Genomic DNA, 14,336 nt, shown 5'->3' with positions numbered 1-14,336 from the left:
CGATCAGTGTGGAGGCGATACCCGCATGAACAACCCCCTCGTCCGCCGGTCCGTCCTCGCGGTGTCGCTGGCACTGGCGCTGACCTCGTGCGCCAAGGGCACCGGCGGCGGCGCGGCGCCCGCCCCCTCCGGCGAGCGGTTCGACCCCGGCGCCTCCTACCGGGGCGCCATCACGGTCATGGGCTTCGGCGCGACCGACGAGATCGGCGCGACCCGCGTCGGCCTGGCCGAGAAGTCGCTCAAGGGCGCGGAGGTGAAACTGGTCGAGGGCGACCTCGACATCCAGCAGTTCCTGTCGTCGGTGGCGGCTGGCGACCCGCCGGACGTCATCTACGCCAACCGCGACCAGGTCGGCACCTTCGCCTCGCGCGGCGCCATCATCCCCCTGACCTCGTGCGTGCGGGGCGAGGGCGTCGACACCTCGATGTACGACAAGAACGCGCTGGCCCAGGTCACCTTCGGCGGCGAGGTCTACGCCATCCCCGAGTTCAACCAGGTGCAGATCACCATGGCCAACGCCGGCCTGCTCAAGGCGGCCGGGCTGACGATCGGCGACGTCAACGGCTCCGACTGGGACAAGATCAGCGCGGCGGCCCGGAAACTCGTCAAGGCGCCCGGCGGCAAGCTCCGGGTGGTCGGCTTCGACAGCAAGCTGCCGGAGTTCCTGCCGCTGTGGGCCAAGTCCCTCGGCGCCGACCTGCTCTCGCCCGACGGCAGGACCGCGCGGCTCAACAGCCCCGAGGTGGTCGAGGCGCTGACCTTCGCCGTCTCCATCTACGACGCCCAGGGCGGCTTCGCCAAGGTCAAGGCCGCCCGCGACTCGGCCGACTTCTTCGGCAAGGGCAACCAGTACGCCAGGAACGAGCTGGGCGCGATGCCGATGGAGCAGTGGTACGTCAACGTGCTCAACGACGTCTCGCCCAAGGCCCCCATGGCCTTCGACACCTTCCGCACCCCCGAGGGCGAGCCGCTGGCCTTCGCCTCCGGCTCGGCGTGGGCCATCCCCAAAGGCGCCAAGAACGCCGGCGCCGCCTGCCGCTTCGCCAAGACGATGACGCTCGTGGAGTCGTGGAAGGCCGCCGCCCGGGCCCGCATCGACGAGCGCGCGGCCGAGGGCAAGCCGTTCACCGGCATCCTGACCGGCAACGTCAGGGCCGACGCGGAGATCAGGAAGATGATCACCCCGGGCGGCGAGCCCTGGGACTCCGGCGTCAAGGCCGTCTACGAGGCCAACGACCACGCCTTCAGCATGCCGGCCAACCCGGCGGACAAGGAGTTCGAGGAGGCCTGGCAGGGCGCGGTGAACCGGGTGCTCAACGGCCAGGAGCAGCCGCGGGCCGCCCTCGACCGGGCCCAGCGCGAGGCACAGGCGGCGCTGGACAAGGCGTGGGCCGCCTGGGCGAAGCGTACGAACTGAGATGTCCGGCACCCGAGCACCACGCGCCCGCCGCGTGCGTCCCATGCGCTCCACCCGTTTCATCGAGACCCGGGCCGCGCTGCTGTTCATCAGCCCCTGGCTCCTCGGGTTCCTGATCTTCACCGCGTGGCCGGTCATCAACAGCGCCTACCTGTCGCTGACCGACTACGACGTGATCAACGACCCGTCGTTCATCGGCTTCGACAACTACGTGACCCTCTTCGAGGACCCGAAGGCCGGGCTGGCGCTGCGCAACACGTTCGTCTACACCGTGATGTCCGTGCCGGCCCAGCTCGTCGTCTCCCTGGGGCTGGCGCTGCTGCTCAACAGCGCCACCAAGGCCACCGGCTTCTTCCGCACGGCCTTCTTCCTGCCCAAGATGACGCCGCCGGTCGCGGTCGGCATCCTGCTGCTGATGCTGTTCAACGGCCAGAACGGCCTGATCAACGGCTTCCTCGGGATCTTCGGCATCGACGGCCCCGCCTGGACCACCGACCCCGCCTGGGTCAAGCCCGGCCTGGTGCTGATGAGCCTGTGGACCGTCGGCTCCTCGGTGGTCATCATCCTGGCCGCGCTGCGCGGAGTCCCCCAGGAGCTGTACGACTCCGCCCTCGTGGACGGCGCCGGCTGGTGGCGGCGCACCCTGCGGATCACCGTGCCGATGATCAGCCCCACGCTGTTCTTCCTGTTCATCGTGGACAGCATCAACGCCCTGCAGTCCTTCACCGAGGCGTACACCGCCTTCTTCGGCGCGGGCAACACCACCTACGGCAACGACGCCGCGCTGTTCTACGCGATCTACCTGTTCCAGCAGGCGTTCGAGTTCCTGCACATGGGCTACGCCTCGGCGCTGGCCTGGCTGCTGTTCGTCGTGATCATGGCCATCACCGCGGTGCAGATTCTGGTGACCAGGCGGTTCGTGCACTACGAGGGAGGCAAGCCGTGAGACGGGCCGGAAAGGTCCTGACGTGGGCCGCGCTGAGCGCGTTCGCCCTGGCGTTCATCTATCCGTTCATCTGGCTGCTCAGCGCCTCCTTCAAGCCGCGGAGCGAGGTCTTCGACCACCGGATCCTGCCCGAGACGTTCACCTTCGACAACTACATCAAGGTGTGGCAGGAGGCGCCGCTGGCGCTGTGGCTGGTCAACACGCTGCTGGTGACGGTGCTGGCCGCGGTGACGGTGACGCTCACCAGCGCGATGGTGGCCTGGGGCTTCGCCTACTTCCGCTTCCCCGGCAGGAACGCGCTGTTCGGCGTGGTGCTGGCCACCATGATGCTGCCGGGCGCGGTCACCATGATCCCGGTGTTCCTCATCTGGAACTCCCTCGGCATGGTCGGCACGCTGACGCCGCTGTGGGCGCAGAACCTGTTCGGCAGCGCGTTCTACATCTTCCTGCTGCGGCAGTTCTTCCTCGGCCTGCCGCGCGAGCCGTTCGAGGCGGCGAAGATCGACGGCGCGAACAACTGGAAGATCTTCACCCGGATCGCGGTGCCGCTGTGCCGGCCCGCGATCGCGGTGACGCTGCTGTTCGAGTTCCAGACGGCCTGGACCGACCTCATGCGGCCGCTCATCTACCTGCGCGACTCCACCACGTTCACGGTGCCGCGCGGGCTCAAGGCGCTGCTCGACCAGTTCGGGTTCGGCGGCGAATGGCACTGGGAGATCGTCATGACGGCCAGCGTGATCACCACGATCCCGATGATCGTCCTGTTCTTCCTGGGCCAGAAGCACTTCGTCAGGGGCATCGCGACGACCGGGAGCAAGTGATGACCCTTCCGCACCGGATCGGGGCGTTCGGCTGACTCATGCGCATCACCACCACGGACACGGCCTATTACCTGGACAGCGGCCACTACCGGCTGACCGTCTCGCGCACCGACGCCAGCGCCGAGCTGGAGGGCTGGATGACGCTCAGCCTGCTCGCCTCCGTCGGCACCGGGGGCGGGCGCGACGAGACGTACGAGACGCTGCCGCCCGTGCTCGCCGAGCGCGACGGCGTGGCCGTCTTCGACTTCCCCCAGCGCACGACCGAGTGGGAGGCGAAGACCGTCCGGCTCACCTGCACCCCCGAGACGATCGCGCTGGAGGTGCGGGTCGAGGGTGACGGCGTGCTCGCCGGCGTGACGCTGATGGGCGGGCGGGCCGTGCTCAACACCCGCGCGGCCGGCACGTTCCGCTCCGCCGTACACGCGGCCGGCGTCTTCAGCCCCACGCCCGCGCATCCGGTGCGGGTGGTGCGGCCGGTCTCCGTGCCGGTCGCGCTGACCGTCGTCGGCGACGCCTCGCCCGGCCGGCTGCACGCCGTCTTCTCCCCGCCGCCGCTGCTCCTGGCCTTCTGCAAGCGGGAGCCGGACGGACCGACCGCCGTGCCGGACGGCCCCTGGCTGGCCGCCTCGGTACGCGCCGGGATCGCCGGCCTGACCTTCACCGAGCTGACGTACGAGCCCCTGGACGGTGGGGCGCTGCTGCGCTTCGACTACGAGTGCCACACCGAGGTGCGCGGCTCGTGGACCTCGCCCGCCGTCGTGTTCCGCGCCGCGGCCTCGCCCTGGGAGGCCCTCTCCTGGCACCGCGCCGACCTGGTCGGGCACGGCCTGGCCCCCGCCGGTCCCGCGCGGGAGCGGCACGCCTGGTGGAGCGGGCCGATCTTCTGCGGCTGGGGCGCGCAGTGCGCCAGGGCCGGCACGGGCCCGCCGGCGGAGCTGTCCCGCCGCGACCTCTACGACGAGTGGCTGGCCGGGCTGGAGCGGCACGGCATCGTGCCCGGCACGATCGTCATCGACGACCGGTGGCAGCGCACGTACGGCGGCATGGAGGTCGACGAGGCCAAGTGGCCCGCGCTGGGCGAGTGGATCGCCGAACGGCACGCGCGCGGCCAGCGGGTGCTGCTGTGGTGGCGCGCCTGGTCGGCCGACGGCCTGCCGCCGCAGGAGTGCGTGACCGACGCCGCCGGCCGCCCCGTGGCCGCCGACCCGTCGAACCCGGCCTACCGGCTCCGGGTGCGGGCCGTCATGGAACGGCTGCTGGGCGGCCTCGGCGCCGACGGCTTCAAGATCGACTTCACGCAGTGGACGCCGAGCGGGACCCACCTGAAGGCGTACGGCTCCGCCTGGGGCATCGCGCTGCTGCACGAGCTGCTCGCCACCATGTACGAGGCCGCCAAGAGCGTCAAACCCGACGCCCTCATGGTCACCCACACGCCGCATCCGGCCTTCGGCGCCGTCACCGACATGATCCGGCTCAACGACGTGCTCGAACGCGACGCCCGGGGCGCGCCCGTGCCCGCCGTGGACCAGCTCCGCCACCGGCACGCGGTGGTCGCGCACGCCATGCCGCACCACCTGATCGACACCGACCAGTGGCCGATGCCGAGCCGGGCCGGCTGGCTCGCCTACGCGCGGGCCCAGCCCTCGCTCGGCGTGCCCGCCCTGTACTACGCCGAGGCCATCGACACCACGCTGGAGCCGGTCACCGGCGACGACCTGCGCCGGGTGGCGGCCTGGTGGCGGGGCGGGTGAGAGGCCCTGCCCGGCGTCCTCCCGTTGACGAGCGCTTCCCATCGGTATCCGCGACCCGCTCCGGCCGCTCTGTAAGGGCGGCGAGGAAGGCGTGCGCCGTGGCCCCTTCGCCGACGTCGGGCCAGGACTCATTTCGCTGGGGGCCTCCGGTGTGGGAACGATTCCGGCTAGACTCGCGCGCCGTGGGGAACGAAGTGAGCCAAGTGGCGCCCGGGGTCCTCCGCGTGGCCGACACCTGCCACGTCTACGTCGTCAAGGCCCCGGCGCGGCCCGGCGGCGAGCGCACCGGGATCGCCGTTGACTTCGGCTCGGGGCGCGTGCTCGACCTCCTCGGCGAGCTGGGGCTCGATCGCATCACCGACGTCCTGATGACCCACCACCACCGCGACCAGGCCCAGGGGCTGCACCGGGCGGCCGCCGCGGGCGTCGCCATCCACGTGCCGCCGGTCGAGCGCGACCTGTTCGGCGACGTCGGCGAGATGTGGCGGCGACGCCGGCTGCTCAACGACTACGACCTGCGCGACGACCGCTTCTCGCTGCTGGAGCCCGTGCCGGTCACCGGCGTGGTGCCCGAGTACCGCACGGCCCGCTACGGCGGCGTGGACGTCCGGGTCCTGCCCACCCCGGGACACACCCCCGGCTCCGTCACCTACGTCGTGGGCCGGGTCGCCTTCACCGGCGACCTGATCTACGCCCCCGGCAAGGTGTGGTCCCTGTCCGCCACCCAGTGGTCCTACTGCGAGAACGAGGGCCCCGCCATGGTCGTCATCAGCTCCGAGCTGCTGCGGCGGGAGGAGCTCGACGTGCTGCTGCCCTCGCACGGCGAGCCGATGACCGACCCGCCCGACGCGCTGGCCCGCCTGTCCGCCGCCATGCAGCGCTACATCGACTTCCGCCGCCCGCACCCCTGGGACGTGCGCGGCCTGCTGGCCAACCCGTTCGTCCAGGTCACGCCGCACCTGCTGATGAACAGGAGCAGCCAGTCCTACAGCTACGTGCTGCTGTCGGAGTCGGGCGCGGCCATGGTCTTCGACTTCGGCTACGACATGTGCACCGGCCTGGTCAAGAGCACCGCCCGCGAGGCCCGCCGCCCCTGGCTGGCCTCCCTGCCCGCGCTGCGCGAGCACCACGGCGTCACCGGGATCGAGGTGGCCGTGCCCACCCACTACCACGACGACCACGTGGCCGGCATGCCGCTGCTGCGCGAGGTCGAGGGCACCCGGATCTGGGCGCCCGCCCACATCGCGCCCGTCCTGGCCGCGCCGCTCCACCACGACCTGCCCTGCCAGTGGTTCGACCCGATCCCCGCCGACCGGGTGCTCGCGTTAGGGGAGACGGTGCGCTGGCGCGAGTACGCCATCACGGTGCACGACCTGCCGGGGCACACCGCGTTCGCCGCGGCGTACGAGTTCGAGGTGGACGGCCACCGCGTGCTGGTCACCGGCGACCAGCAGGACGGCATGGGCATCCCCGGCGAACGCCAGGAGATCCTGAACTTCCAGTACAAGAACCGGTTCCGCGTCGAGGACTACCGCAAGAGCGCCGCCCTCTACCGGCGGCTGCGGCCCGACGTCATGGTCAGCGGCCACTGGCGGCCCCGCTGGGTGGACGACGACTACCTGCGCATGCTGACCGAACGCGGCGAGGAACTGGTCGCCCTGCACCACGACCTGCTGCCGCTGGACCGGCTCGATCTGGGGGCCGACGGGGTGTTGTGCCGGTTGACGCCGTACCATACGAGCGTCCCCGCGGGCGGCGAGATCGTGCTGACGGCCACCGTGCGCAACCCGTGGCCCGACAAGGCCGTGGCCACCATCGAGCCGGTGGTCCCGCCCGGCTGGCGACGCGAAGGGGCGTCCCTGACGCTCAGGCTGCCCGGAGGGGGTGTGGAGCAGGTGCATCTGCGTCTCGGCGCCGACGTCGTGCCGCGGCGCCGCGTCCGCCTCGCAGTCGACCTGACCATCGGCGACCTGCGCCTCGGGCAGCACGCCGAAGCGCTCATCGACGTCGTCCCGGAAGGGGATCGATGACCACAGAAGGGCGCGCCCCCCTCGGCCGTTCCCGCCGCCCCACGATCAAGGACGTGGCGGAGGCCGCCGGAGTCTCGCGCTCCACCGTCTCGCGGGCGCTGACCGGCCGCGGCTACGCGGCCGGCGAGGTGCGCGAGCGGGTGCTGCGCGCCGCCGCCGAGCTGGGCTACGTGCCCGACGCCATGGCCCGCACGCTCAAGCAGCAGGTCAGCCGCTCGGTCGGGGTCCTGGTCAGCGACCTGCGCAACCCGTTCTACGCCGAGCTGGCCGCCGGGGCGAGCAGGGAGGCGCGCGAGCGCGGCTACACCATGGTGCTCGCCGACACCAGCCTGTCGGCCGAGGCCGAGAGCGAGGCCGCCGAGGCGCTGGTCGCGCTCAGGGTCGCCGGGGTGATCGTGACGCCCAACTCCTCGGCCGTGTCCACCTACCTGTCCTCCCACGGCATCCCCGTCGTCGAGGTGGACCGGCAGTTCGCGGCCGGCTCGACCGACGGCGTGGTGGTCGGCAACCGGGTCGGCGCCCGCCTGGCCACGTCCCACCTCGTCGGGCTCGGGCACCGCAGGATCGCGCTGTTCATCGACGAGACCGACTGGACCACCGGCTACGAGCGGCACCAGGGCTACCTGGAGGCGCTGGCCGCCGGCGGCCTCACGGCCGACCCCGGCCTGGTCGTCTCCTCGGGCTGGGACGTCGCCGACTCCCGCCGCCGCGCCCTCGACATGCTGCGCGGCCCCGACCGGCCCACGGCCGTGTTCGCGGCCAACAACGTGCTCGCGGAGGGCGTGTGGCGGGCGATCGGGGAGCTGGGGCTGGGCGTGCCCGGCGACATCAGCCTCGTCGCCTTCGACGACGCGCCGTGGATGAGCATGGTCTCGCCCGGGGTCAGCGCCGTCGCCCAGGACACCTTCAACCTGGGGGCGACCGCGGTGCGGCGGCTGCACGAGCGCATCGCGCTGCCCGAGGCCGACTCCGTCACGACCGTCCTCAACGTACGCCTGGTCGAACGCGAATCCACCGCCCACCCACCCGCCCTCTGACCCGCGCCCTCCACGGTCTGTCCGGCGGGTTCGTTGACCCTTGGTGACGGCTCGGCCTAGGATCCGATGTGGGAACGATGTCATATCCGACAGCCGTCCGCACCGGAGGCCCCATGGAGCGCGATCTTCCCCCAGTCCTGGCGCTGGACATCGGCGGCACCAAGCTCGCCGCGGGCGTGGTCACGGGCGACGGCCGGATCCACGGCTGGCAGGTCAGCCCCACCCGGCGCGAGGCGGGGCCGCGACCCGTCCTGGCCAGGCTGTTCGACCTGGGCCGGAAGGCGATCGCGGAGGCGGGCCGGCCCGACGTGGCGGCCGTCGGCATCTCCTGCGGCGGCCCGCTCGACACCAGGACCGGCGTCCTGGAGTGCCCGCCGCACCTGCCGGGCTGGATCGACGTCCCGATCGGCGCGATGGCCGCCCGGGCGTTCGGCGTGCCGTCCGTGCTGGAGAACGACGCCACGGCCGCCGCGCTGGGCGAACACCGCTACGGCGCGGGCCGGGGCACCAGCACGATGCTCTACCTGACGATCTCCACGGGCGTCGGCGGCGGCTCCGTCATCGGCGGACGCCTGCACCGGGGCGCGGCGGGCAACGGCGGCGAGCTGGGACACCTCATGGTCCGGCCGGGCGGCCGGAGGTGCTCGTGCGGTCGGCTGGGCTGCCTGGAGGCGTACGCGTCCGGCACCGCCATCGCCGAACGCGCCCGGGAGGCCCTGGCCGAGGGACGCCCGTCGGCGTTGTCGGCCCTCGGGCACCTCACGGCCGAGGACGTCTCCCGCGCCGCCGAGGCCGGCGACCCGCTGGCCCGGTCCGTGTGGGACGAGACCACCTGGGCCCTGGGCGCCGCGATCACCGACCTGGTGAACGCGTTCGAGCCCGAACTCGTCGTCCTCGGCGGCGGCGTCACCCGCGCCGGCGCCCGGCTCCTCGACCCCGTCGCCGCGGCCGTGGCCAGGGACGCCATGCCGCCCGCCGCCCGTACGGCCCGGATCGAGCTGTCCGGGCTGGGCACGGGCGTGGGCGTCATCGGCGCCGCCGCCGTCGCCCACGACCTGATCACCACGACCTGATCACCACCAGAGAAACCCGACACCACCGGACCCGGCCGTCCACCACCGCCCCGAACCCGTTGCCTGACCCGTCTCAGGAAAGACCCATGGCTGACCTTCCCCCGAGGCCCCCGACCCCCTTGACGCCGCCGATCCCTGATGTGCTCGTGGAGCACGTCGAGGGGCACCTCGCCGCCGCGCGTGGCATGGTGGCGCTGCTGCCCGCCGTCGAGGCCGCCGCGGACCTGCTCATCGAGACCTTCACCCGCGGCGGCACCCTCTACACGCTGGGCAACGGCGGCAGCGCCGCCGACGCGCAGCACCTGACCGGCGAGCTGATCGGCCACTACAAGCGCGAACGCCGCCCGCTGCCCACGGTGACGCTGACGACCGATGCGACCGTCATGACGTGCATCGCCAACGACTACGCCTATGACGACGTCTTCGCCCGGCAGGTCCGGGCGCTGGCCCGTCCCGGCGACGTCGTGGCGGCCTTCACCACCAGCGGCAACTCGCCGAACGTCGTCGGCGCGCTGCGGGCCGCGCAGGCCAACGGCGCGATGACCGTGCTGTTCGGCGGCGGTGACGGCGGGGCCGCCGCCCGGTTCGCCGACCGCCTCCTCCTCGCCCCCAGCACCGAGACCGCGCGCATCCAGGAGATCCACACACTGATGCTGCACCTGATCAGCGAGAAGGTCGACGCATGGGCGGCCGCATGACCGGCCCCGGCCTCCCTGACCGCCCCGCCCTCCAGCCCGAACCCGGCGGACCCGAACCCGGCGGACCCGAACCCGGCGGACCCGAACCCGGCGGACCCGGAGCCGGCACCGCGTCCGGCACCGCGTCCGGCACCGCGTCCGGCACCGCGTCCGGCACCGCGTCCGGCACCGCGTCCGGCACCGCGGCTGGGAGGCGGGTGGCGCCGATGGCGAACGCGCCCTCCGGTGGTCAGCCGCCCGGCCTGCCGCCGGCGCGCCGCCCGGCCGCCACCCCCGGCCGCACCCTGCACATGGTCGGCAACGCCCACCTCGACCCGGTGTGGCTGTGGCCGTGGCAGGAGGGCTACCAGGAGGCGCGGGCCACGTTCTGGTCGGCGATCCACCGCATGGACGAGTACCCCGACTTCATCTTCACCTGCGACCAGGTCGTGCTGCTGTCGTGGGTGGAGGAGTCCGACCCCGAGCTGTTCGCCAGGATCAGGGAGAAGGTGGCCGAGGGCCGCTGGGTGATGGCGGGCGGCTGGTGGGTGGAGCCCGACTGCAACATGCCGTCGGGGGAGTCGTTCGTCCGCCAGGGCCTGTACGGCCAGCGCTACCTCAAGGCGAAGTTCGGCGTCACGGCCTCGGTCGGGATGAACGTGGACCCGTTCGGCCACAACGCCATGCTGCCCGCCATCCTGCGCGGCCAGGGCATGGACTCCTACTGCTTCCTGCGCCCGGGACCGCACGAGAGCGAGCTGCCCGGCACGCTGTTCTGGTGGGAGGCGCCGGACGGGAGCCGGGTGCTGGCGTACCGGATCCCGTACGAATACTGCAGCCCGCCCGGAGAGGTCGCCGGCCAGACCGAGAAGGCGCTGGGCCAGCTCGACCGCTCGCTCGGCGACCTGATGGTCTTCTACGGGGTGGGCAACCACGGCGGCGGCCCGACCCGGGCCAACATCGAGTCCATCCACCGCTACGACCGGATGGGCACGTTCGGCGAGCTGACGATGTCCTCGCCGCGCCGCTACTTCGACGAGATGACCAAGCGCCTGGGCGAGCAGGGGCTGGCGGAGCTGGCCGTGTGGCGCGACGACCTGCAGCACCACGCGGCCGGCTGCTACTCCGCGCACTCCGGGATCAAGGCGTGGCAGCGCAGGGCGCAGGCGGCGGTGCTGTCGGCCGAGCGGTGGGCCGCGATCGCCGGCCACGACGCCCGCGCCGACCTGGAACGCGCCTGGAAGCAGGTGCTGTTCAACCAGTTCCACGACGTGCTGCCCGGTTCGGCCATCGAGCCCGCCTACGACGACGCCCGCGACCAGCTCGGCGAGGCCGTGGCCGGCGCCAAGCGGATCATCACCAGGGCCCACAACGTGATCGCCCGCGACATCGCCGTACCGGAAGAGGCCGGCACCCAGCCGGTCGTCGTCTTCAACCCGCACCCGTGGCCGGTCACCACCCGCGTCGAGCTGCAGTACGGCCTGGCCCCGGGCGGCGTGCACGTCGTGGACGCCGGCGGCGCCGGCGTGCCCTGCCAGCGCATCCAGCCCGTGGCCACCACCGACGACAAAGGGCGGGGCGCCACGGTGTTCCTGGCCGCGCTGCCCGCGCTGGGCTACCGCCTCTACCGGCTGCGGCCGGGCCCCGGCGGGCATCCGGGCGGCGCCCTGTCGGCCTCGGAGCGCCACCTCGAGAACGACGTGCTCCGCCTGGACCTCGACCCCGTCACCGGCCGGCTGTCCGGCCTGCTCGACAAGCGCACCGGCGTGGACCTGCTGGCCGGGGCGGCGGGCCCGCACACGCAGATCTGCGCGGACCCGACCGACACCTGGGGCCACCGCGTCGTCTCCTACGACTGGCCCGGCGAGGAGATGGCGACGATCGGCGTCGTGCTGCGCGAGCACGGGCCGCTGCGCGCCCGCCTGCGGGTGGAGCGCGCGTGGGGCCGTTCCACGCTGGTGGAGGAGCTCATCCTGGGCGCGGGCGACGACGACGCCGTGGAGGTGCGGGTCACGCTCGACTGGCGGGAGCGGGCGCACCTGCTGAAGCTGCGCTTCCCGGTGGGGCTGGAGGGGCCGGCGGCCACGTACGAGATCCCGTTCGCCCACCTGACCAGGCCCGTCGACGGGGCGGAGGAGCCGGCCCAGTCGTGGGTGGACCTGTCGGGCTCGGTGAACGGCACGCGGGCCGGGCTGGCCGTGGTGAACAACGCCAAACACGGCTACGACGTCTCACCGCCCGGCCCGGGACGCGGCCCCAGCATCGGCGTCACCGTCGTGCGCAGCCCGGTCTACGCCTGGCACGACCCCCGGCTGCTGGACCCCGACGGCCACTACTCCTACCAGGACCAGGGGACGCAGCGGTTCTCGTACCTGCTGGTGCCGCACGCCGGCGACTGGCGCGCGGCCGGGCTCACCCGCCGGGCCGCGCTGCTCGGCTCGCCGGTGCGGGCGATGCTGGAGAGCTGCCATGACGGCCCGCTGCCGGCCGCCCGCGGCTACCTGGACGACGGGGGCGGGCAGGTCATGGTCACGGCGGTGAAGCTGCACGAGGACACGCCGCGCGACCTGGTGGTCCGCGCCGTCGAGACGACCGGCCGCGCAGGGGTCGCGACCCTGCGCATCCCGATGGCCGGGATCAGGCTCACGGCCGACTTCGGCCCCAGCCAGATCCGCACGTTCCGCATCCCCCTCGACGACCCGTTGGCGGCGGTGGAGACGGACCTGCTGGAACTGGCCGTCCGCAGAGGCGCGTTCACCGTCGAAACCTGGTGACCACCACCCCTACGCGAGCCGCCCGCCCCCGGACCCTGCGCCGCATCCCGCCCCCGGACCGGTGGGCGGCCGCCGTGCCGACAACCGCGTGCCGGCAGCCCGCTTCCTCCCCGATCGCCGCGCCGTGCGCGGACCGTTACTGTACGGTTCCTCATCGTGGCCGAGTCCTTTCCCATCGTCGACGTGACCGATTGGTCGGTCGATCTTTACGAGGCTGACGGCTCGGAGGAGAAGCTCTGGCTCAGCAGCGGAGAGCAGCCCTGCCGCCGCGCTCTGTTCAAGCCCAACACCCGTAATGACACGGCCGAGAAAGCCGATCACTGGCCTGAGAAGCTCGCCTCGGAGGTGGCGGCGCTGTTCGGCGTTCCCAGAGCCGACATCGATCTGGCGATCCGGTCCGGTCGCCGAGGGTGTGTGTCCTACGACGTCAGACCTGAGGGCTGGCAGTTGCAGCCCGGGTTCCTGCTGCTCAGCACGTATCTGGGAGAGATCCATGACCCTATGGACAAGCGGCACGCCGGGCACACCCTGGACAACGTCCGTGGAGCGTTGCACGGCTTCGGCCGGCCACCGGGTTTCGGCGGACCGGCCGCATTCGATGCGTTCGACGTGTTCGCGGGTTACACCGTGCTGGACGCCTTGATCGCCAACCGGGATCGGCATCCGGCGAACTGGGCGGTGCTGATCGGGCCGGAGAGGGATCACTCCCTCCTGTGCCCTTCGTACGATCACGCGACCAGCCTTGGCTTCAGCCTCACAGACGCGGATCGGCGGCGCATCCTCGGCGGCAGCAGGGATTGGGAGGCGTTCCTGCGTAAGGGGACCGCCTGGAGATTCGAGGGATGCCGTAAGGTGCCGCTGACGGACTTCGCCAGGCACGCGTTGGGGCTTGTCAGCGCCTCCGTCCGGGAATACTGGCTTGACCGTGTGGCCGCCTGCGAGAAGGCTCATTTCGCAGCTCTCGCCGCGCGGGTCCCGGAAATGTCCGAGGCGGCGCGTACGTTCGCGGTGGAGCTCATGGACGCGAACAGGAGGAGGCTCCTTGATGGTTGATCCGCGCAGGTCCTCGTCGTCGTGTCTCCGGGAGCCGACGGGGACCGCCCGCCTCGTGGTCGCGCTGCAGGACCGGGCCAGCCGGCGCATCGCGCCCATCGGGCTCCTCGAGCAGAGCGATGCGGGATACGCCTTCGCCTACCTCCGGCGGGTGATGGACATCCCGGGGTTCAGGCCCTTGCTCGGGTTCGAGGACCTCGAACGCCGCTACGAGTCTCCGGTTCTCTTCCCGCTGTTCAGCCAGCGGCTGATGAGCCCCCGTCGCTCCGACTACGTCCGATACCTGACGGTGCTCGGCCTGCCCGACGGCTCGCCTCCGCTGACGGTGCTCGGCAGGTCCGGTGGGCGGCGGGCCGGAGACTCGATCTTCCTGGTCCCCGAGCCGCAGGTCGATCCCGACGGCCGCACGTCGACGTTCTTCTTCGTCCACGGCCTTCGCCACCGGGAGGGCGCGGAGTCACGGGTGGCGCGGCTTCGCGAGGGTGACATGCTCACCTTGCGTGACGACCCGGACAACCCGGTGAACGGCCACGCGCTACTGGTCACGCGCGAGGGCGACGCGCTCGGCTGGGTGCCGGACCTCCTGCTCGAATACGTGCGCCGGGTGCGCGACTCGGGTGCCATGAACCTCCGGGTGGCCCAGGTCAACGATGCCGACGCCCCGGCGAACCTGCGCCTCCGAGTGCGGCTCGACGGCTCGGTGCCGCGCGGCTACCTGCCGTTCCACGGCGAGGAGTGGGCCACCCTGGCCTGAGCC

General features: G+C 72.3%; 11 protein-coding genes. All 11 read left to right on the top strand.

What is annotated here, in order from left to right:
• Positions 1-25: 25 nt before the first annotated feature.
• On the top strand, positions 26-1,417 hold the full coding sequence (locus IO39_RS28675; protein WP_043629375.1) for an ABC transporter substrate-binding protein: 1,392 nt from the start codon (positions 26-28) through the stop codon (positions 1,415-1,417).
• 43 nt (positions 1,418-1,460) lie between these two features.
• Entirely contained in the window at positions 1,461-2,363 is a 903-nt protein-coding gene (locus IO39_RS28670) for a carbohydrate ABC transporter permease (protein WP_043629371.1), read from the top strand.
• Entirely contained in the window at positions 2,360-3,184 is an 825-nt protein-coding gene (locus IO39_RS28665; RefSeq protein ID WP_043629369.1) for a carbohydrate ABC transporter permease, read from the top strand. The genes IO39_RS28670 and IO39_RS28665 overlap by 4 nt, the downstream gene beginning before the upstream one ends.
• 38 nt (positions 3,185-3,222) lie before the next feature.
• The gene (locus IO39_RS28660; protein ID WP_052423501.1) at positions 3,223-4,935 is read left to right on the top strand and encodes an alpha-amylase family protein; all 1,713 of its coding nucleotides are present in this window, start codon (positions 3,223-3,225) and stop codon (positions 4,933-4,935) included.
• A gap of 182 nt (positions 4,936-5,117) precedes the next feature.
• Entirely contained in the window at positions 5,118-6,965 is a 1,848-nt protein-coding gene (locus IO39_RS28655) for an MBL fold metallo-hydrolase (protein ID WP_211267207.1), read from the top strand.
• Positions 6,962-8,002 carry a LacI family DNA-binding transcriptional regulator gene (locus tag IO39_RS28650; protein WP_043629363.1) on the top strand — a complete coding sequence of 347 codons (1,041 nt, stop codon included), beginning with the start codon at positions 6,962-6,964 and terminating at the stop codon, positions 8,000-8,002. Before IO39_RS28655 ends, IO39_RS28650 begins: the two co-directional genes overlap by 4 nt.
• Before the next feature lie 113 nt (positions 8,003-8,115).
• Positions 8,116-9,075 (top strand): ROK family protein, encoded by a 960-nt coding sequence (locus IO39_RS28645; RefSeq protein ID WP_043629360.1) that lies wholly within the window; start codon positions 8,116-8,118, stop codon positions 9,073-9,075.
• 86 nt (positions 9,076-9,161) lie between these two features.
• Complete coding sequence (locus tag IO39_RS28640) at positions 9,162-9,773, top strand: D-sedoheptulose-7-phosphate isomerase (RefSeq protein WP_211267206.1); 612 nt, start codon at positions 9,162-9,164, stop codon at positions 9,771-9,773.
• A 206-nt stretch (positions 9,774-9,979) separates the two neighbouring features.
• Positions 9,980-12,526, top strand: a complete 2,547-nt coding sequence (locus IO39_RS28635; protein ID WP_211267205.1) for an alpha-mannosidase — start codon at positions 9,980-9,982, stop codon at positions 12,524-12,526.
• A 156-nt stretch (positions 12,527-12,682) separates the two neighbouring features.
• The gene (locus tag IO39_RS28630; protein ID WP_052423500.1) at positions 12,683-13,579 is read left to right on the top strand and encodes a HipA domain-containing protein; all 897 of its coding nucleotides are present in this window, start codon (positions 12,683-12,685) and stop codon (positions 13,577-13,579) included.
• A complete protein-coding gene (locus tag IO39_RS28625; protein ID WP_157549007.1) occupies positions 13,569-14,333 on the top strand; it encodes a hypothetical protein in 765 nt (254 codons plus the stop codon). The genes IO39_RS28630 and IO39_RS28625 overlap by 11 nt, the downstream gene beginning before the upstream one ends.
• The last annotated feature ends 3 nt before the right edge of the window (positions 14,334-14,336 follow it).

The sequence above is a fragment of the Nonomuraea candida genome, assembly GCF_000725485.1.
GTDB lineage: Bacteria > Actinomycetota > Actinomycetes > Streptosporangiales > Streptosporangiaceae > Nonomuraea > Nonomuraea candida.
The sequence above is the reverse complement of the archived record's forward strand: the minus strand, read 5'-3'. Positions and strand labels throughout refer to the sequence as shown.

Bases quoted from the DNA above. Each gene is read 5' to 3' on its own strand.
- IO39_RS28670 (WP_043629371.1), top strand. From the start codon at position 1,461: ATGCGCTCCACCCGTTTCATCGAGACCCGGGCCGCGCTGCTGTTCATC.
- IO39_RS28640 (WP_211267206.1), top strand. From the start codon at position 9,162: ATGGCTGACCTTCCCCCGAGGCCCCCGACCCCCTTGACGCCGCCGATC.
- IO39_RS28635 (WP_211267205.1), top strand. From the start codon at position 9,980: ATGGCGAACGCGCCCTCCGGTGGTCAGCCGCCCGGCCTGCCGCCGGCG.
- IO39_RS28650 (WP_043629363.1), top strand. From the start codon at position 6,962: ATGACCACAGAAGGGCGCGCCCCCCTCGGCCGTTCCCGCCGCCCCACG.
- IO39_RS28660 (WP_052423501.1), top strand. From the start codon at position 3,223: ATGCGCATCACCACCACGGACACGGCCTATTACCTGGACAGCGGCCAC.
- IO39_RS28675 (WP_043629375.1), top strand. From the start codon at position 26: ATGAACAACCCCCTCGTCCGCCGGTCCGTCCTCGCGGTGTCGCTGGCA.
- IO39_RS28645 (WP_043629360.1), top strand. From the start codon at position 8,116: ATGGAGCGCGATCTTCCCCCAGTCCTGGCGCTGGACATCGGCGGCACC.